At 36.3% G+C, this 20,121-nt stretch carries 17 protein-coding genes; 10 read left to right on the top strand and 7 right to left on the bottom strand.

Annotated features, from left to right (window positions below):
- Nucleotides 1-31: 31 nt before the first annotated feature.
- Together A0F92_RS03090 and A0F92_RS03085 are read right to left on the bottom strand one after the other, a co-directional pair.
- Nucleotides 32-1,288 (bottom strand): CinA family nicotinamide mononucleotide deamidase-related protein, encoded by a 1,257-nt coding sequence (locus A0F92_RS03090; protein WP_068241523.1) that lies wholly within the window; start codon nucleotides 1,286-1,288, stop codon nucleotides 32-34.
- A gap of 132 nt (nucleotides 1,289-1,420) precedes the next feature.
- A complete protein-coding gene (locus A0F92_RS03085) occupies nucleotides 1,421-1,834 on the bottom strand; it encodes an acyl-CoA thioesterase (protein WP_068241521.1) in 414 nt (137 codons plus the stop codon).
- A 160-nt stretch (nucleotides 1,835-1,994) separates the two neighbouring features.
- Here A0F92_RS03085 and A0F92_RS03080 point away from each other — a divergent pair, with 160 nt between their 5' ends.
- The 6 genes from A0F92_RS03080 (at nucleotide 1,995) to A0F92_RS03055 (ending at nucleotide 10,184) form a co-directional block, all read left to right on the top strand.
- A complete protein-coding gene (locus tag A0F92_RS03080; protein WP_068241519.1) occupies nucleotides 1,995-5,033 on the top strand; it encodes a tetratricopeptide repeat protein in 3,039 nt (1,012 codons plus the stop codon).
- A 38-nt stretch (nucleotides 5,034-5,071) separates the two neighbouring features.
- Nucleotides 5,072-6,847, top strand: a complete 1,776-nt coding sequence (locus A0F92_RS03075) for a TonB-dependent receptor (protein ID WP_167516771.1) — start codon at nucleotides 5,072-5,074, stop codon at nucleotides 6,845-6,847.
- Between the two features lie 9 nt (nucleotides 6,848-6,856).
- Entirely contained in the window at nucleotides 6,857-7,435 is a 579-nt protein-coding gene (locus A0F92_RS03070; protein WP_167516770.1) for a hypothetical protein, read from the top strand.
- An 11-nt stretch (nucleotides 7,436-7,446) separates the two neighbouring features.
- On the top strand, nucleotides 7,447-8,349 hold the full coding sequence (locus tag A0F92_RS03065) for a class I SAM-dependent methyltransferase (RefSeq protein ID WP_068241512.1): 903 nt from the start codon (nucleotides 7,447-7,449) through the stop codon (nucleotides 8,347-8,349).
- 52 nt (nucleotides 8,350-8,401) lie between these two features.
- Nucleotides 8,402-9,040 (top strand): bifunctional phosphoribosyl-AMP cyclohydrolase/phosphoribosyl-ATP diphosphatase HisIE, encoded by a 639-nt coding sequence (gene hisIE / locus A0F92_RS03060; RefSeq protein WP_253810103.1) that lies wholly within the window; start codon nucleotides 8,402-8,404, stop codon nucleotides 9,038-9,040.
- A gap of 70 nt (nucleotides 9,041-9,110) precedes the next feature.
- Nucleotides 9,111-10,184, top strand: coding sequence for a TlpA disulfide reductase family protein (locus tag A0F92_RS03055; RefSeq protein WP_068241625.1), 1,074 nt, complete (start codon nucleotides 9,111-9,113; stop codon nucleotides 10,182-10,184).
- 47 nt (nucleotides 10,185-10,231) lie between these two features.
- Here A0F92_RS03055 and A0F92_RS03050 read toward each other — a convergent pair whose 3' ends face one another.
- The 3 genes from A0F92_RS03050 to A0F92_RS03040 form a co-directional block, all read right to left on the bottom strand.
- On the bottom strand, nucleotides 10,232-10,597 hold the full coding sequence (locus tag A0F92_RS03050) for a Spx/MgsR family RNA polymerase-binding regulatory protein (RefSeq protein WP_068241509.1): 366 nt from the start codon (nucleotides 10,595-10,597) through the stop codon (nucleotides 10,232-10,234).
- On the bottom strand, nucleotides 10,597-11,115 hold the full coding sequence (locus A0F92_RS03045; protein ID WP_068241506.1) for a hypothetical protein: 519 nt from the start codon (nucleotides 11,113-11,115) through the stop codon (nucleotides 10,597-10,599). The genes A0F92_RS03050 and A0F92_RS03045 overlap by 1 nt, the downstream gene beginning before the upstream one ends.
- Nucleotides 11,116-11,424: 309 nt before the next feature.
- Nucleotides 11,425-12,204 (bottom strand): (Fe-S)-binding protein, encoded by a 780-nt coding sequence (locus A0F92_RS03040; protein ID WP_068241504.1) that lies wholly within the window; start codon nucleotides 12,202-12,204, stop codon nucleotides 11,425-11,427.
- Between the two features lie 106 nt (nucleotides 12,205-12,310).
- Here A0F92_RS03040 and A0F92_RS03035 point away from each other — a divergent pair, with 106 nt between their 5' ends.
- Nucleotides 12,311-12,946: a LysE family transporter gene (locus tag A0F92_RS03035; protein WP_068241502.1), complete on the top strand. Its 636-nt coding sequence runs from the start codon at nucleotides 12,311-12,313 to the stop codon at nucleotides 12,944-12,946.
- Between the two features lie 16 nt (nucleotides 12,947-12,962).
- Here the strand turns inward: A0F92_RS03035 and A0F92_RS03030 are convergent, their stop codons facing one another.
- Entirely contained in the window at nucleotides 12,963-14,282 is a 1,320-nt protein-coding gene (locus A0F92_RS03030; protein WP_068241500.1) for a (Fe-S)-binding protein, read from the bottom strand.
- 251 nt (nucleotides 14,283-14,533) lie between these two features.
- Between A0F92_RS03030 and A0F92_RS03025 the strand changes: the two genes are divergently transcribed.
- The 3 genes from A0F92_RS03025 (at nucleotide 14,534) to A0F92_RS03015 (ending at nucleotide 17,654) form a co-directional block, all read left to right on the top strand.
- The gene (locus A0F92_RS03025; protein ID WP_068241498.1) at nucleotides 14,534-15,034 is read left to right on the top strand and encodes a phosphoribosyltransferase family protein; all 501 of its coding nucleotides are present in this window, start codon (nucleotides 14,534-14,536) and stop codon (nucleotides 15,032-15,034) included.
- A 64-nt stretch (nucleotides 15,035-15,098) separates the two neighbouring features.
- Complete coding sequence (locus tag A0F92_RS03020) at nucleotides 15,099-16,826, top strand: phospho-sugar mutase (RefSeq protein WP_068241496.1); 1,728 nt, start codon at nucleotides 15,099-15,101, stop codon at nucleotides 16,824-16,826.
- 171 nt (nucleotides 16,827-16,997) lie between these two features.
- Nucleotides 16,998-17,654: a protein-L-isoaspartate(D-aspartate) O-methyltransferase gene (locus A0F92_RS03015; RefSeq protein WP_068241495.1), complete on the top strand. Its 657-nt coding sequence runs from the start codon at nucleotides 16,998-17,000 to the stop codon at nucleotides 17,652-17,654.
- A gap of 20 nt (nucleotides 17,655-17,674) precedes the next feature.
- Here the strand turns inward: A0F92_RS03015 and A0F92_RS03010 are convergent, their stop codons facing one another.
- Nucleotides 17,675-20,095 (bottom strand): penicillin-binding protein 1A, encoded by a 2,421-nt coding sequence (locus A0F92_RS03010; protein WP_068241493.1) that lies wholly within the window; start codon nucleotides 20,093-20,095, stop codon nucleotides 17,675-17,677.
- Nucleotides 20,096-20,121 lie beyond the last annotated feature (26 nt).

Raw genomic sequence — 20,121 nt, 5'->3', positions numbered from 1 at the left:
ATGCCAATAATTTAATAACGTTGCTTCATCATTATTCAACCATTAATTGTCGCATTAAAAGCAAAGTATTGGCAGCAGTAAGTTGAATATTGCGCTGCCGGTTAAACCTGAAATACATTTTTTTAGTAATCAACCGTTCTTTGCCGGCCACAGCCATCCAAACGGTACCCACCGGTTTATCGGGAGTGCCGCCGGCTGGCCCCATGATACCACTCACTGCAATGGCGTAGTCTGTTTGCATGAGTGCAAGTACATTTTTAACCATTTCCGTAACCACCTGTTCACTCACTGCTCCATATTTTTCTAGGGTTTCTTTTTTAACCTGCAGTACTTTCTCTTTTACTTCGTACGAATAACTGATTACACTGCCTTCATAATAGGCAGATGAGCCTGCAATGGATGTAATTAAATGCGCTATGTATCCACCGGTGCAGCTTTCGGCAGTTGCAATGGTTTTCTTTTGTTCGGTTAATAAATGGCCAATAACAGCCTCTAATGGTTCATCCTTATCTGTAATTAACACATCTTTTACCAGCAATTTCAAGGCTGCAAACTGTTTGTTAATAGATAGATTCACCTCATCATGGTGGTTGCCAAACATTGTTAAACGTAAACGTACCATTCCAAAATTGGGCAAATAAGCTAATGAAATGTTTTTGGGTAATGCCGCTTCAAAATCAACCAACCGATCTGCCAGCATCGATTCACCAATTCCGGCTGTTAAAAGTGTACGATGTTCAATACAACCCGTAGTGAAGCGTTTTTGCAGTAAAGGAATTACTTCCTGCTTCATTAATCCCTGCATTTCGTGCGGAACGCCGGGTAAGGAAAAAAACAAACATCCATTTTTTTCAAAAAGCATACCGGGTGCCGTTCCCAGCTCATTTTTTAAGATGGTACAATTATCAGGTACTTCGGCTTGTTTTATATTTCTTTCTGCCAAAGGAAGCCCCCTTTTAAACACATGTTCAAATAAATAAGCAACGTGCTCTAATGTGGGTTGGTGCATGATCAGTTTTCCGCCAAAATATTTGCAAAGCAGGGGTTTGGTTATATCATCTGATGTGGCCCCCAGTCCACCGGTAATCAAAACAATTGTAGATGCTACACTTTCCTGATTCAATGCATTCCAAATAGCATCCCAATTGTCACCAACTGCTATTCTGCGATGTACAGGAATGCCAATTTTATTTAATTCTTGCGCCATCCAGGCACTATTGGTATCAATTACCTGTCCAATCAATAATTCATCTCCAATGGTAATAATCGATGCTGAAACGGTATCCATAAATTTCAAATTGCATGCAAAGTAAAACAGTAAATAGTAAAATAATAGCAATCATTTTCCTTTTGCAGAAATGTTGCACTAAAATTTCAACAACTGATGCATATTTTTTGAGACGACCGGGGTGGGTGTAGGTTACTGTTTAAAGTATACTGCTAACTTTTCATACAAATGTGGGGGCATGGTTGTTTTTTCTTTTGTTTTTGCATGGATAAAATATAAAACAACTCGTCCTACCGTAATTAATTTATTGCTTTCGTTATAAATTTCCTGATGAAATTCAATTTTATGATTTGTGGGTAATTCTTTTAAAATAGTTTTAATGGTAAGGAGGTCATCATAATGTGCGGGTCTTAAATACTTAGCATGTACTTCAACAATAGGCATTACAATACCCATGGCTTCCATATCCTTATAGGTAAATCCTAACTGCCGAATACTTTCTGTTCTGCCCACTTCAAAATATTGAACATAATTTCCATGATATACCACATTCATTTGATCTGTTTCTGCATATCTAACCCGAACCTGAGTAACACTTTCGTACATTTTTTTAAAAATTTGTTGGTAAAGGTATTAAGCTTTACTCTTTATCCACAAATTATGGAATGGTATTTGGTTACAGTATGCGGTTAGTAACTTTAGGCTGATTTTACTTTTATTTAAGATTCATAACATAATCTTTGCTCATCATACACGTTTCATGCATATGCGTTTAATACAAAAATATACTTTCGTTGTATTGTTTAGCTTAGCCGCATCTTCTTTGTATGCACAGGCTACCAAAATGAACAACGACCCCACCACACAATTTAAACAGGCTAAAGAATATTTTCAAAATGATGAATATAGTTTGGCTTATCCTGTTTTTAAAAATTTGCAAAAGCCCGAATATGGCGCTACATTAATAGATGCCACCATTCAGGAACAAATAAAATTTTATGTAATTATTTGTGAATTATACTTAAAAAGTTCAGGTGCAGCTAATAAGGCCATAGAATTTGTTAGTTTGGAAACGGGCACGCCTTTGGTACAAATGATGAGTTTTTATTTGGCAGAATATTTCTTTCAACAAAAAAATTATACCGATGCACTTACCTACTATCAAAAAGCAGGTATCGAAAATTTAAGCAATAACCAAATTTCTGCTTTAAAGTTTCATATGGCCTACGCTTATTTTACTTTACAAAAATTTAAAGAAGCCAAGCCATTATTTGATGTAATCAGACAAATAAAATCAGACCCTAATTATATTGATGCCAATTATTATTATGGATTTATTTGTTTCTATGACAAAAATTATAGTACTGCATTACAGGCTTTTACCATTATTGAAAAAGATAAAACTTATAAAAATATCGTTCCATTTTATATAGCAGAAATTTATTATTTTAATGGAAATTACGATAAAGCGTTACTGTATGCTGAAGCTGCATTGTTAACCGGTAATCAATACTACGAGTTGCCGCTAAAACAATTGATAGGGCATTTGTATTTTGATAAAAAAGATTATGCGAGAGCAAGGCCTTATTTAGAAGCCTACATTAACGCTACGCCAACGCCTAATCGTGAGGATGTTTATGAATTGTCGTACTGCTATTATGCAACCGGAAACTATCAGCAAAGTATTCCAGGATTTAAGCAGTTGGGCGGTAAAGAAGATTCGCTGGCACAAAATAGCATGTATTTATTGGCCGATGCATTTTTAAAAACAGGCCAGAAGGCCAATGCCAGAAACGCTTTTTTATTTTGTGCTACCAACAATTCCAATCCAACTCAAAAACAGGTATCTATATTTAATTATGCCAAATTAAGTTATGAATTGGGATATTTTGATATTGCCCAACGCGAACTGGAAAATTTCATCAATAACTATCCTTCATCGCTTTATGTGCAGGAAGCAAAAGAAATTGAAGTAAGTGTTTTAGCCAATACCAGTAATTATAAAGATGCATTGTTATTGTTTGAAAGTTTGCCTGTACAAAGAGAAAATGTAAAAAAAATATATCCGCGAATTTTATACGGAAGGGCAGTAGAGTTACTGAACGATCAGCATACCAATAAAGCAGATGCATTGCTTACTCGCATTTTACAAGTGCCTTATAATGAAACGCAGTTACCATATGCTTATTTCTGGAAAGGCGAAATTGCCTATCGGAATGGAAATATTGATCAGGCTATACAATACGATAATGCTTATTTAAAAAATCCGGTAGTATTGGGTGAAGTAAATCCGGTGAATGCACATTATAATTTGGGTTATGCTTTATTGAAAAAAGAAATGTACAGCGAAGCGCTGAGTAACTTTCAACAGGTTGCCCGTAATATATCTTTCAATCCAACACCCATTGAATTAGATGCTTACATCCGTTCCGGTGATTGTTATTTTATGAATAGAAATTACAAACAGGCACTGGCTATTTATGATAAAGTAATAGATATCAATGCAAAGGGTGCCGATTATGCCTTATACCAAAAAGCCATTATAGCAGGGGCTTATAATAAGAGCAGTGAAAAAATAAGCTTATTACAAAGTTTGGTGCAGCAGTATAAAAATTCTGATTTTGCGAATGAAGCAAATTTTGAAATAGCCAACACATACATGGCATCTGAAAATTTTAGTGAAGCCATTCCTTATTTACAGGCTATTTTACAAAATAATGAAGCTACTGCCTTGTGGCCTAAAGTATATTTAAAATTAGGCGTTTGTACCTTTAATTTAAATGAAAACAACCAGTCTTTACAACAGTTTACCCAATTAGTTTCTCATTATCCAAATTCTCCCGAAAGTGATGAGGCAATAGAATATATTCGAAATATATTTTTAGAAAATCACCAACCCGATGCTTTTATTGCGTTCATGAAACAAAACGGCAAGCCGGTATCGTATAGTGAAGAAGATTCATTGACCTACCGTTCAGCGCAACTTTCTTATGATGCCGGAAATTTGCCTGCGGCAATGAAAGGGTTTACCAATTATCTGGCAAAATTTCCCGATGGACAGTATAATATTGAAGCCAATTATTTTACAGCAGAAATTTATCTTGTTAATAAAGATCCGCAAAAGGCTTTGCCTTATTATGCTGCAATAGCTGCAAAGGCTCCCAATATTTATGCAGAAAGAAGTGTACTGCAATGTGCCCGTATTGAATATTTTGATGTAAAAGATTATACAAAAGCGGGGTCTTATTATGAACAACTAAAGTCTATTGCAACACAACAGGAAAACATATTAGAAGCTATGCGTGGTTTATTGCGTTGCCAGTATAAATTACAACAATGGAAAGCTGCAGTAGCCAATGCGCAGGATATACTACAGGAAAAAGGTGCTGCAGAAGATGACCGGATGATGGCCAATATGATTGTGGCTAAAAGTTTTCAGGCAGATAGCTCATTAACAGAAGCGGCAAATGCTTACCAACAGGTTATTAAATTAGGCAAATCAGAATACAGTGCAGAAGCGCAATATAGAATTGCTCAGATATTATACCTGCAAAATCAATTACCGGCTGCAGAAAAAGCTGCTTTTGAAGTGATTAAAAAATATGGTTCTTATGATTATTGGGTAACCGACAGTTACCTGTTATTGGGCGATATATATTTTAAAGAGAATGATTTGTTTAATGCTGAAGCTACTTTTAAAAGTGTTGCCGAAAATGCCACCATTGAAGCATTAAAAAACATTGCAGTACAAAAACTGGCAATGGTTCAGGCCGCAAAAAATAAATTACCACAAACCCATCAGTAATGCATTTAATCAATCAAATGATGATGAAAAAATATTGTTTGAATATATTATTTACAACCTTTGTTTTTTGTAGTATGCTGCAACCTGCATTGGCCTCACGCCATCATGCTTTCCAGAAAAAACCAAAAAGCAAGCAGCATACCGTTGCAAAAAAAACTGCGGTACATAAAAAAGTTATACATTCTGTTCAAACCCTTGTAAAACCGGTAACAAGTGCTCAAAAAACAGTAATTTCTGTGGCTTCATTGCAAGATACTACTGCCCCTAAAGTGGTTGTGGTTACTTCCGTTTTTAAACCCTCTTTGCGCAGTGCTGCCAAAATAAATTTAACGGCTGCAACTGCACCTGCTGAAGTATCGATAATACCTTTAATGTATAGTATTCCTGCAGAAAATTTAACCTTCTCTTATCATCCTGTAGCTATTAAACCGCTGGCATTAATGGTAGATACTGCTCTGCACTGGAATAAAGACAGATATATTAAAGTAGGTTATGGCAACTATGCTACCCCTTATGCAGAAGCAGGCGTTGCATTGGGCGATGGACAAAAATCGGCCATTTTATTGCATGGAAAATATACTTCTTCAAAAGGTAATTTACCTTATCAAAATTTTACAAAGGGCGGTATAGATGCCAATGGTGTTTTTGCATTACCCCATCAGCAACAGTTAACCGGAAAAATTTATTTTGAGAACAGTACACAATATTTATATGGATTTACCGGAAGCAATAATTATACAAAAGATCAGTTGCAGCAGCAGTTTAATACCATTGGTGGTAATTTAGGTTTGGAAACTACCATGCCAAACGATTATGGTATTGCTTATCATCCCGAGGTAGGATTCTCCTCTTTTTTTGATAACCGCCAGGCCAATGAAATGAATGCTATCATCAAAGCCCCCATTAGTAAAACATTGGGCAAACTGCTTACGTTTCATGTAACAGGTTTGGCCGATATTACACACTTGCAAATACCGAATACCACTATCAACAATAATTTGTTTTATGTGGCACCAGCTTTAGAGTTTAAAGTACCCAATGTGCAAATTAAAGCTGGTATGCAGCCAAGTTGGGACAATAGTCAGTTTTCTTTGCTACCCGACATTACCCTTCAGGCAAATATTGCAGAAAATCAGTTGATATTATTAGCAGGATGGCAGGGATATTTTCATAAGAATACTTACCAGAGTCTGGCTGCTTTTAATCCATTCATTGAACAGCCCACTGCATTATTGAATACAAAATTCACGGAACAATATGCAGGATTAAAAGGTAATGCAGGCAAACATTTCGCTTACTTGGCAAAGGTTTCTTTCCTGCAAATCAATAACCAGCCCTTATTTGCCAATGATACTGCTGCCGGAAAATCGCAGGGGTTTGTGGTGTTGAATGAACCAAAATTGCAGGCTTTAAAATTGCATGGCGAAATTACTTACACCGATCAGGAAAAATTGTCTTTTATTGCCGGGATGGATTATACCCAATATACCCAGCAACAGGTGTATGATAAGCCCTGGGGTTTATTGCCTTTAGATGTTACCGGAACTTTACTTTATAAACTCACCAAAGATTTCTCGTTGAAGTCTGATTTATTTTTATGGGATGGAGCACAATACCGTGACCCCGTTTCCCTTGCCTCCCGTAAATTACCCGCTGCAATTGATTTGAATGCCGCTGCCGAATTTGCAGTGCATAAAAACCTGAATATATGGCTGCAATTCAATAATATTTTTAATAATAAATACCAACGTTGGAATCAATATCAGGTTTTGGGTTTTAATGTTCTGGGAGGAATCGTATATTCGTTCCATTAATGAAACCAGATGAATGAACTTTTGTTCCCATATTTAATGGTGCATCAACGTTTGGGCATACCGGGCATAGGTTGTTTTCAATTGATAAGAACAGCGCCTTCTGTTGATTGGGAAGAAAAAACGGTACACCCACCGGTACATCAAATCAGTTTTGTACACGAAACGATGGAAGCCGATCATGCCTTTTACCGAACCGTTACCCAACAATTAAATATTTCGGAAGTTGTGGCCATTCAACAATTCACTGAATTTGTGTATCATTTAAAAGAGCAGTTGCAACAAGGTGGCGCTTTATTGCCGGGTATAGGTACTTTACTGCTCAATCCGGATGGGGAAGTGTTTTTCAGGCCGGTTCCCCAAAACAATGGGTTATTAAAAAATATTTCGTTTAGCCACATGCATATTACAACTGCTGTTCCTCCTTCCACATCAAAGCCCATTTCAATTTTAGATAATATTCCTGCTGCGGAAACTTTAGCAACCGAGGCAGAGCCTTCTATTGAAAATGAAACAAAAGATAAATGGTGGATTTATGCCATTATTTTAACGGTGATTGGTTTGGCTGCACTATTTATTGCATTTTTGTAATTTTTGATTGAATGAACCACAGAATACACTATACCCATTGTCCTATTTGTAACAATGCATCAATTCAACCTTCCTTTTTTGCTGAAGATTTTACCGTATCGCATGAGCTGTTTGCAATTTGGCATTGCAACCACTGTAATGGCCGGTTTACACAGGATGTACCCGATCTTTCCGCAATTGTTGCCTATTACCAATCGGACAGTTATATTTCGCATAGTGATACCAAAAAGGGGTTCATCAATCAGCTGTACCATTCTGTTCGTTCTATTACATTAAAAAGAAAAAGAAATTTTATAGAGCAATTATCAGCCGGTGCAGCCAAAACAATTTTAGATGTTGGCGCCGGTACAGGAGCTTTTGCATTCACTATGCAACAGGCGGGTTGGCAGGTGAGTGGGGTTGAAGTAGATACAGGAGCCAGAAACATTGCAGCCTCAAAATTCAAACTCAACTTTCATTTACCTGAATATTTGTACCAAATTTCTCCGGCATCTTTTCAAATTATTACGCTTTGGCATGTTTTAGAACATGTTCATGATTTGAATGGATATATGCAAATTTTTCATCGGTTGTTAACTGCCAATGGCAAATTAGTGATTGCAGTACCAAATTATACATCGTACGATGCAGCTTATTATCAGCAATATTGGGCAGCTTATGATGTGCCGCGCCATTTGTATCATTTTTCCCCGGAAAGCATGGCAGTTTTGGCTGCTCAAGACAAATTTAAAATTCAGCAATATCGGTCAATGCCCTTCGATAGTTTTTATGTGGCTTTGTTAAGCGAAAAATATAAACATGGAAGCACCAACCTTATCAATGCAGGCTGGGTAGGTTTACGCTCTGCTTTTAAAATGTGGCAGGATGTTAAGAAATGCAGTTCAGTTATTTATGTATTGGAAAAGCTAAATTAAAACAGCATTTAAGTAAGTTGTTGCATTTTCAATCGGGTATTTATAGGTAATTTTGCAAAGACTGAAAAATAAGATTCATTTAGATAGATTACACATGCAAATTGATTTTAAAAAATACAGTGATGGATTAGTACCCGCAGTAATTCAGGATTACAACACCCTTAAAGTATTAATGCTTGGGTTTATGAATGAAGCAGCCTACCAGCAAACAGAACAAACCGGAAGAGTAACATTTTATAGCAGAAGTAAGCAACGATTATGGACAAAAGGTGAGGAGAGTGGCCATTTTTTGGATGTAAAGAGCATTACACCCGATTGTGATAATGATACTTTACTTATAAAGGTAATACCCAATGGGCCCGTTTGCCATACCGGTGCCGATACTTGTTGGAGTGAAAAGAACCATTCAGACAATTTTTTATTGTATCTGGAAGAGGTCATTCGTTTAAGAAGTCAGGCTTCACCTGAAGTATCTTATGTAGCCCGATTGATAGGAAAAGGCATTAATAAAGTTGCACAAAAAGTTGGCGAGGAAGCTGTAGAAATGGTGATAGAAGCAAAAGACAACAATGAAACACTATTTTTAAACGAATCTGCCGATTTGCTGTTTCATTATTTACTGCTGCTGGCTGCTAAAAATTATTCGTTAAAAGATGTTATAAAAGTGTTGCAGGAAAGACATGCACAATAAATGAAGCATTTCATGCAAATGCTCAAATACATTTTTGTTGGTTAATTTGAATTTTAAAATAAACGCATTTATGCAAAAATTAATTTTATTTATGTTGTTACCTTTTAGTGTTATTGCACAAAAAGGTTTTGTGATGAAAGGTGATGTGAAAGGCTTGAAAGATAGCACGCTGGTATTTTTGGTAAGTGGGGCAACAGGAAAATCAATTGCTGAAGATTATTCAAAAAATGGTCGTTTTACTTTAAAAGGCGATCTTGAAAATGCCGATATCTATCAATTAAATTTTATTGGGTACAATGAAACACCTGAAGTGTTTATGCAGAATGATCAGGTATTTGTAAATGGCGATGTAAAACATTTAAAAGATTTGGTTTTTTCAGGTTCTGCTTTGCAAAACGATTATGTGCAGTATTTAAAAGGATTTAATCCGCTCAAAGAAAAATTAGCCAAATTAGTAACCGCCATTAATGCCGAAAAACCCGGCGAAAAGCGTGACTCACTCATTACTTCTTTTGGGGTGTATAAAAATATGGTGATTCGGCAGGTAGATACCTTTATCAAACAAAAACCTGCATCACAGGTAAGTGCTTTTGTGGTATATGCAGTAAACCCTCTTTTTTCAGGCCCGGATGAATTGGAAAATAAATACAATCAATTGGCACCAACAGCCAAAGATGGTTTTTATGGAAAATTAATTGCTCAAACAGTAGCAGCTGCAAAAGTGGGTGCAATTGGAACTAAGGCCATTGATTTTACACAAAACGATACTGCCAATCAACCCGTATCACTTGCATCTTTTAAAGGAAAATACGTGTTGGTTGATTTTTGGGCCAGTTGGTGCAGGCCTTGCCGTATGGAGAATCCGAACGTTGTTGCAGTGTACAATGAATTTAAAAATAAAAATTTTACCATTTTAGGTGTGTCGTTAGACCAGCAAAAAGATAATTGGATAAAAGCTATTCATGATGATGGTTTAACCTGGACACATGTAAGTGATTTGCAATTTTGGAATAATGCAGTTGCCCGTTTATACCATATTGAATCCATTCCAGATAATATGTTGATTGATCCCAATGGAATAATCATTGCCAGAGGGCTGAGAAGTGAACAACTGAAACAAAAATTAGAAGAAGTAATTCAATAAATTATTTGCCAAATAAACACTATGTTCATTTTTGTTGAAAAAAAGTGCTAATAAGCTTTGGAATTAAAAATTTGCTGATAAAGTGTTTCATTGAATCCTATCACTACAACGGTACCATCTTTTACAATCACCGGTCGTTTAATAATACTGACTGATTGTTGCATGAGGGCTATGGCTTTCTGTTCAGTAGTAATGGTTTCCTGTATGGATGTATCTAATTTTTTCCAGGTAGTACCTTGTTTGTTCAATAAAACAGCCCAACCCACCTGACTGCTCCATTCTTTTAAAACGGATGCTGCGATACCCTCTTTTTTGAAGTTATGAAAGGTATGTGGCACATGGTGCACTGTTAGCCAGTTTAATGCCTTTTTTACGGTATTACAATTGGGTATACCATATACCTGATACAACATTATGAAGCGGGTTGGAGGTTAAAGAAACGTTTGCCCAGCCAGCTTTTACCTGCCGGAATTATCCAGTTTTGAATCAGCTCTTTCTTGGTTGCAACCAGATTATTAAAATAAAGGGTATGCTGATTGATAAAACCATTTTGTATGGCATATTCCAGTTGTGAATAAGGCAATAACTCCACTTTATCTTTAATAATAAAAGCCAGCATCTGGCGGTCAAACAATTGAATGTTGAATTGTTTTTCTACTTGTTGAATAAAGTGCATGCTGAAATCGGTGCTGCAACCACCCACCTGCGTATAGGTTTCATCTGCCATTAATACAATAAACTGGCCGTATAATAAATTGGCATATCCTTTAACCGGATCACCATGACTGCGCCATTCCTTTGTAAAATTTGAAAGCAATGGTTCTAATTGCATGGCCTCCTGAATGGTGAGCAATCTGCTGGATTGATATACCCAAACTTTTGAATTATCTGAAAAATCGGCGGGAATAAAGTTTTCAACTTGCATATTCATGCTGCAAAATTATTATAACCTGCTCATATTTGAGCATGGGTATTCTTTTTTAACGTTCACGTTTTTTCTTTTTGGGAAAGTATGGCATAAAAATAGCTCCCAATACCAGCAGCAATGGCTTTAAAAATGATATTTTCTGTTGAGAAAATTGTGGTGGTATCCCATTCATGCATCAACATATCATAAACTGCATCTAATAGTAACAGTAACGGAAATAAGAGGATTGTGCTAACAAAATTTTTTTAAAATGAAAGTGTATTTTAATGAATAACGAATAAAACATATATTAACAGGTTACGCTATATTTAATTATGCCATTGATTGTTCAATTAATTCGGCAATATCTAAAACCTGTACTTCTGCTTCTTTTTCTTTGTTTTTTACACCATCTGTCATCATGGTATTACAAAATGGACAGGCTGCTGCAATAATATTGGCATTGGTTTGCAGTGCTTCTTCGGTGCGTTCAATATTAATTCGTTTATTTCCCGGTTCATCTTCTTTAAACATTTGTGCACCACCCGCTCCACAGCACAAACCCTTACTACCACATCGTTTCATTTCAGTTAAAGCAATATCTAATGCTTCTAAAATTTTTCTAGGCGCTTCATAAATTCCATTGGCACGGCCTAAATAACAGCTATCGTGATAAGTAATTTTTTTACCTTTAAAAGGGCCATCTTCTTTCATTACAATTTTTCCTTCATCAATTAATTGTTGTAAAAAAACGGTATGATGTATTACTTCATAATGGCCGCCTAATTCAGGATATTCATTTTTTAAAATATTAAAACAATGCGGACAGGTGGTTACAATTTTTTTGATGCCATAACCATTTAATACCTGAATGTTATTGTATGCCATCATTTGAAATAAAAATTCATTACCGGCTCGTCGGGCAGGATCGCCGGTGCAGGCTTCTTCTTTTCCTAAAATAGCGTATTGGATATTGAGTTTATTTAAAATTGCAGCAAATGCACGGGTAATTTTTTGTGCACGAACATCAAAACTACCTGAACATCCTACCCAAAACAAAATTTCCGGTTGGGTGCCGGTTGCGGCTAAATCTGCCATTACAGAAACCTTCATATATAACCTTTTTACGAATGTACTGTAAATTTATTTTGAGTAGGTATTTTGAATAAAGATGTTATTTTCACTGCTTTAAAAAGCATTACTGTACTAACTTTTTTGCATGCATTTTTTATTTATACTTTTAATGGGTTGGCTTGTTAGTTTTTTAGGTCAATTGCCATTAGGTACTATGAGCATTACAGCTACCCATATTGCTATTTTAGAAAGTTTTAAAAATGCCTGGCGCTATGCCATTGGCGTTGCAATTATTGAAATTGTTTATTTAAGGTTAGTGTTGGTGGGAGTACAGTGGATGTATGCCCACAAATTATTGTTTACTATTATAGGATGGTTAACAGTTGTTTTTTTTCTTTTATTTGCTATCATTAGTTTTGTAATGGTAGTTAAAAATAAAGCGAATGAAAAAAACATATTACTGCAAAATAAGTTGAACCGCTTCGTATTAGGCATGTGTATGAGTGCTTTGAATCCTGCACAAATACCTTTTTGGTTTATATGGAGCACCTATCTAATTAATGCAAAAGCTTTGCAAACAAATACGCTTTCATTAAACGTATTTACCATTGGATGTGGCATTGGAACGATTACCGGGCTGGCATTTTACATGCATGGTGGCAACTGGCTGATTAAGAAAATGAATGCCGGTACCCGAACTTTAAACATTATTATGGGTATTGTTTTCTTATTTGCGGCAATGATTCAATTATACAGAATGTTGTTTTCTTCTATGTTTTAATATTATAATAATAACACTAATCTTTGGCCCATTGGTCTCTTTCTTCCGGCGAAAATTTCCAGGGTGCAAAATTATTTTCAATATTGCTGAATGTACTGTTCCACTCTTGTGGTGCATTGCTTTCTTCCATAATCAGGTATCTTCTCATTTGCAAAATAATATCGAGTGGTGAAATACTTACCGGACATTCTTCTACACATGCATTACAGGTTGTACAAGCTCTTAATTCTTCTTCCGTAATATAATCGTGCAGCAATGATTTTCCATCATCCTGCCAGTTTTGCATGGCTTTTCTTTTTTGGCCCACTTCTTCCAAACGGTCGCGGGTTTTCATCATAATCATTCTGGGGCTGAGTAATTTGCCGGTAATATTAGCAGGGCATGCGGCAGTGCAACGGCCACACTCCGTACAGGCATAAGCATCTAACAGGTTTTTCCAGCTTAAATCCATCACATCTCTGGCACCAAATTTATGGGCTGTTGCTTGCGGAGCATTGGCAGGTATTAATTCCGGTTGCATGGCATACCGTACCTCTTTTTGAATGTCGGGCATATTGTGCATTTTGCCTTTAGGCTCTAAACTGGCATAATATGCATTGGGGAATGCCAATAGTATGTGCAAATGTTTAGAATAGGGCAAATAGTTTAAAAATGCAATAATACCAACAATATGCAACCACCAGGCACTACGTTCAATAAAGGCAAGTTGCCCGGAAGATAAGCCGTTAAAAGGGGAATGCAGCTTTTCGGAAAACAAAAAATTACCCGTTATATGTTCGGCATAATGTCCATACCCTCTGCTTTGTAAAAGCGTATCTGTTGCATTCATGGTAAGGAACAGGCTCATTAATATAATTTCGGTAATTAATATATAGTTGGCATCACTTCTGGGCCATCCATTCAGGTCTTTACTCATGAAACGCCGAATGTGTAATATATTCCTTCTCACTAAAAAAATAACACAAACAACAATAACGCCTACTGCAAGGCATTCAAACAAATTAATTAATAAAGCATACATCGGCCCAAGCGGGGCTGCAAACAAGCGGTGGGTTCCTAAAATACCATCTAATATAATTTCAAGCACTTCAATATTGATGATGATAAAACCTGCATAAATAATAAAATGCATTACTGCTACTAAGGGGTTTTTAAACATTTTTTTTTGCCCAAATGCCAGCAATAAAACATTCCGCCAACGTAATTCAGGCCGGTCGTTTAGTACTTCATCTCTTCCCATTAAAATATTTTTTCTGATATAGCGTGCTTTTGCAGAAAAAAGATAAATGCCTGCGGCCAGTATGAGTATAAAAACAAGTTGTGGAATAATATGCATAGTAGTTATCTTGTAATGCTAAGTTAATAGTTAAGTGCATATATTTTACGCAATAAATAATACATTTACTAACAATAGCGCCATCATTGGCCTATACAGTGGTTGAAAACATAACAGAAATTTTTTTCAAAAAAGTTTTTAGGAACTGTCAAATCCAACAAATTAATTCGAATTTTGATAAACAGATAGCTGAATAATTTTTTTAAAAGTTATAAGATCATACAAACTATAATGCATTAAATTAAGCGTGAATGAAAGAAAAGAAGGAAATATTATCGCAACAAATTATTCAATTCAAATTAGAGCGGCTGGCATTAGAAGTGGCCGAAAATTTGGGGGATGAACCGGAAGATATTGTTTTGATAGGTATACGGAACAATGGCTATATAATGGCAAATATGGTGGCTACACTTATACAACCCTATTTAAAACAAAAAGTGGAAGTAAATGGTATTGCCATGAATAAACAAAAACCTGAAGAAATAAAATTAGATGTTCCATTTTCTGCAAATGGCAAATGTATTTTGTTAATTGATGATGTGGCTAATACGGGCAGAACTTTGTTATATGCATTAAAACCATTATTGCAACAATACCCTAAACGTATACAAACCATGGTATTGATAGAAAGAATGCATAAATTATTTCCGATAAAACCCGATTATGTTGGCCTTTCTCTTGCTACTACACTTCAGGAACATATTGTTGTGGAAATGGATGATCATCAAATAAAAGGAGCCTATTTATTATAATCCATTTTTTCTATCTTAGTGCGGTATATTCAAATGCCAAAATCCCATCTTTAAAATTTATAACATGGATACAGTTATTTTAGAAAAAGCCCGCAGCTGGGTGAATGGAAATTACGATGCCGATACAAAAAACGCAGTACAGGAATTGATTAACCACCATCCCAATGAGCTGATGGAAGCTTTTTATAGAAACTTGGAGTTTGGTACCGGTGGCCTGCGTGGCATTATGGGTGTAGGTACCAACAGAATGAATAAATATACGGTTGGAATGGCCACTCAGGGTTTTGCCAACTATTTGATGAAAACCTATCCAAACCAAACCATACGGGTAGCCATTGCACATGATTGTAGAAATAACAGCCGTTTTTTTGCCGAAACAACAGCACAGGTTTTTGCAGCCAATGGTATTAAGGTGTTTTTGTTTGAAGATTTACGCCCAACACCGGAACTGAGTTTTGCAGTTCGTTCTTTACACTGTAATGCAGGCGTGGTATGTACCGCATCACACAATCCAAAAGAGTACAACGGTTATAAAGCCTATTGGAATGATGGCGGCCAATTGGTACCACCACACGATAAAAACGTAATTAAAGAGGTGGAAGCCATCCAAAGTATTGATGATGTGAAATGGAGTGGAGGTAATGCCAATATTACCATAATTGGCGCAGAGATGGATCAACAGTATTTGAAAATGGTGAAAAGCCTGAGTGTGTATCCGGAAGTAATACAACAGCAAAAAGACCTTAAAATTGTTTATACGCCCATACATGGCAGTGGTATTAAATTAGTACCTGCTGCATTATCGGCATTCGGATTTACCAATGTACATATTGTGGAAGAACAAGCCACACCCGATGGCAATTTTCCTACAGTTGCTTATCCCAATCCGGAAGAAAGTGAAACCATGCGAATGGGCCTTGAAAAAGCAAAAGCATTAGATGCAGATATTTTGTTAGGTACCGACCCGGATGCAGACAGGGTAGGCGTTGGTGTAAAAAACCACAAAGGCGAATGGGTATTAATGAATGGCAACCAAACTGCAGTACTGGCTTTTGCATATTTGATTGAAGCCCGCAGAAAAAAGGGAATTGCACAGCCCAATGATATGGTGATCACTACAATTGTAACCACTGAAATGATTAATGAAGTTGCCCGTCAAAATAATGTAGCTTGCTACAATGTATTAACAGGCTTTAAATGGATTGCTGAATTAATAAAAGAAAAAGAAGGCAAAGAAAACTATGTAATTGGTGGCGAAGAAAGTTTTGGATTAATGATTGGCAACCAGATACGTGATAAAGACGCTATCAGTGCCGTAGCTTTATTATGTGAAATGGCAGCTTATGAAAAACAACAAGGTAAAACCTTGTTTGATAAATTGATTGAACTGTATATGCAATATGGTTTTTATTATGAAAACCTAATCAGTATTACCAAAAAGGGAATGGATGGCCAGAAAGAGATTGCTGCAATGATGGAAGGTTACCGATCTAATCCACCTAAATCCATTAATAATAGTCAGGTAGTAACATTGTTAGATTATGAATCACAAAAAGGCACTAATTTATTAACAGGTGAGCAATGGGCAATTCAACTACCTAAAAGCAATGTGCTGCAATTTATTACTAAAGATGGCAGCAAAATTTCGGCCCGACCATCGGGTACAGAACCTAAAATAAAATTCTATTTTAGTGTACATACTAGGCTTCCCAATAAAAATGAATTTGACAAAAAGTTAGAAGAACTGAAGCAAAAAATTTCGGGTATCATTGCATCCATGCAATTGTCTTAATACGCTTAACTGCAGCTTTTACAGTGTGAACAAATATTCCATAAAAGGGAAGCAGTTTCTCAAACAACTTTTCTTAAAATGCTGTGCAAAAAAAATGCACGGCATTTTAATTTCCCCATGTAATGAATTTATGCTTTAAAATGTGCCGATACTATTAGCTTTGTATGGTTTATGAGAAAGTTTGAAGATACTTATCGCCACAAAGGACTGCGTAAACAGTTGGTAGAACTGATAAAACAAAAAGGTATTACCGATGAGGCTGTTTTATTAGCGTTACAAAATGTACCACGTCATTATTTTTTAGATTCTGCTTTCGATAAAATTGCTTATGAAGACCGTGCATTTCCCATTGCTGAAGGTCAAACCATTTCTCAACCTTATACAGTTGCATATCAAACACAATTATTACAAATAAAAAAATCGGATAAAGTATTGGAAATTGGTACCGGTAGTATGTATCAGGCTTGTGTATTGGCCGAAATGGGTGCCTGGGTGTATACTATTGAACGGCAGAAAAAAATATTTGATTTAAATAAGCAGTTTAGTTTTAAAAATAAATACCCCAATATCAAATGCTTTTTTGGCGATGGCTTTGAAGGCCTGCCAACTTTTGCACCTTTCGATAAAATTCTCATCACAGCAGCGGCGCCATTTATTCCTCCTAAACTAATAGAACAATTAAAAGTAGGCGGAATAATGGTAATACCTGTTGATGAAGGTGCTTCTCAAAGAATGCTGCGCATTACCAAAGTTTCTGCCGATGCCTGCAAAGAAGAATCGTTTGATTTATTTTCTTTTGTACCCATGTTAACCGGAAAAAATATTTAAAATTTGTTTTCTTAATTACATTAATGATTTCCTCCTACTTTTTTGGGCAAAATAGCTTTTGGAATGGGTTGCTGATGAGCAGGTAATTTAAATATATTATTATTTTTTTTATTGGGTGATAATTCCGGTAATTTATTGGTATCTATTTGTGATTCGGGTGCCAGATCTTCCGGTTTAATATTGGCTGGTACATAATCCTGAGAGGTGCCATTTCCCATTAATTGCTGGTCGCCCTCAACACCAATAGGCACATTGGGTGTGGGATTGGTATAATCCAATTCAATGTCGTTGGTCATACCTTCCGGTTTAGAGAAGTCAACATTTGCATCAATGCCTAAAGTGGTTGCATTTTTTAAAATTTTTTCATAAAAATAGCCCCAAATAGGCATGGCAGCACGTGCACCCTGCCCATTATAGCTACTGCTATTGATGTGTATAAACCGATCATCGCACCCTACCCAGGCACCTGCTAATAATTGCGGTGTGTAGCCCATAAACCAGGCATCGCTGTTATCATTGGTAGTTCCTGTTTTGCCAGCAATATTCCCTTTAACATCAAATTGCATTTTCAGGCCACGGGCCGTACCAAATTCAACCACACCTTCCATCATTTTAATGACAGAATAAGCAGTAATATCGCTGATGACTTCTTTTCTTATGGGTGCAAAATTTTCCAAAACATTGCCATTTCTATCTTCAATACGGGTAATAAATAGTGGTTTTACATTGAATCCTCTTCCCGGGAACATGCTGTATGCCTGCATCATTTCATACAATGAAATTTCGCATGCACCAATAGCAATGGAGGGGTGTGGTTCTATATTGGTTTGTAAGCCGCATTTGTTTTTTAAAAAATCAACAAAACGGATGGCTGCATTATTGCCCTTGGGATCTAACTGCTTCATAATATAAGCAGTGGCACAGTTTCTGGAAAATGCAAGGGCTTGCGCCATAGGAATAGAGGCTCCGGTGCAAGAGGTGGAAGTAGCAGGCACCATTCCATATGCACCAAAACTTTGTTGAACATCCTGCACAATTGTATTTGGTGTAAAACCGGCATCTTCAATAGCTAAACTATACAATAATGGTTTAATAGTAGAGCCCACCTGCCGTTTGGTATTGTAATTCACATGATCAAACTTGAAGGTTTTAAAATCAATGCCACCTACCCATGCACGAACCTCACCACTTAAAGGGTCTAATGCCATAAAACCGGCCTGCATCATTTGGCGGGAATATTTAATAGAATCCATTGGCGTCATGGTCGTATCTTTTTCCCGGTTATTATTCCAGGCAAAAACCCGCATTTGTGTAGGCACAAAAAATGTTTTTCTTATGTCTGCATCATTCATCCCATCTTTTTTCAAATTACGCCAGCGGTCACTTTGTTTCATGGCCGATTCCAAAATGTTTTGATGCCCATCCCATACAGTTCCTTTTTTTATGTTGGTTTGTTGATTTAAAATTTGCTGCATGTAGCTCATGTGTTTGGCTACTGCTTCTTCGGCATAGATTTGCATACGTGGATTGAGGGTTGTATAAATTCTTAAACCATCTGTATACAAATTATATTCATCACCATTACTTTTTTTGTGGTTTTTGCACCATACTTTCATGTACTCGCCCAGAATCATTCTGAAGTAAGGAGCCAAACCTGTTGTTTCATCTAATTTTTTATAATTTAATTCAATAGGATCCATTTTAATTTTTGCCGCATCCTGTGCTGTTAAATAACCATTGGTAACCATTCTGTTTAAAACCAGGTTACGGCGTTCTAAAGCCTGTTTGGGATTGCGTCTGGGATTGTATAATGTAGGCGCATTAATCATGCCCACCAAAACGGCTGCTTCATTTACATTTACCCGATCCGGCTCTTTTTGAAAGAAGGTTTTAGCGGCATTGCGAATGCCAAAAACATTATCGCCAAAAGCAACGGTATTCAAATACAGATTAATGATTTCTTCTTTGGTAAAATTTCTTTCCAATTTTACGGCTATGATTGACTCTTTAACTTTTTGTATGGCACGGAGTAAAAAATTTCGAGTTGCCCAGTTTTCAGTAAATAAGTTTTTGGCTGTTTGCATAGTAATAGTACTGGCCCCGCCATCGCGACCCAATCCTTTTAAGGCACGCAATAACGAAATAAAATCAATTCCGCTATGATCATAAAACCGCTGATCTTCTGTTGCAACCAATGCATGTACTATGTTGGGGCTAATATCTTTATAATCAACATTTACTCTATCTTCTAAATAATATTTACCCATTAAGGTACCATCTTGCGCATATACCTGACTGGATAATGAGGCTGAAGGATTTTGAATATCTTCAATAGAGGGCATTTTTCCGAAAACACCCCAATTACAAAGCAGGAGAAATAAAATAAAAGCAGCAACAGCTATAAAAAAGGCTTTCCAAAATATTTTTACTGAACGCAACATAAACAAGGTATGGTTAAGGTTGTAAA

The sequence above is a fragment of the Hydrotalea flava genome (assembly GCF_001623405.1).
GTDB classification, from domain to species: domain Bacteria; phylum Bacteroidota; class Bacteroidia; order Chitinophagales; family Chitinophagaceae; genus Hydrotalea; species Hydrotalea flava.
The sequence above is the reverse complement of the archived record's forward strand: the minus strand, read 5'-3'. Positions and strand labels throughout refer to the sequence as shown.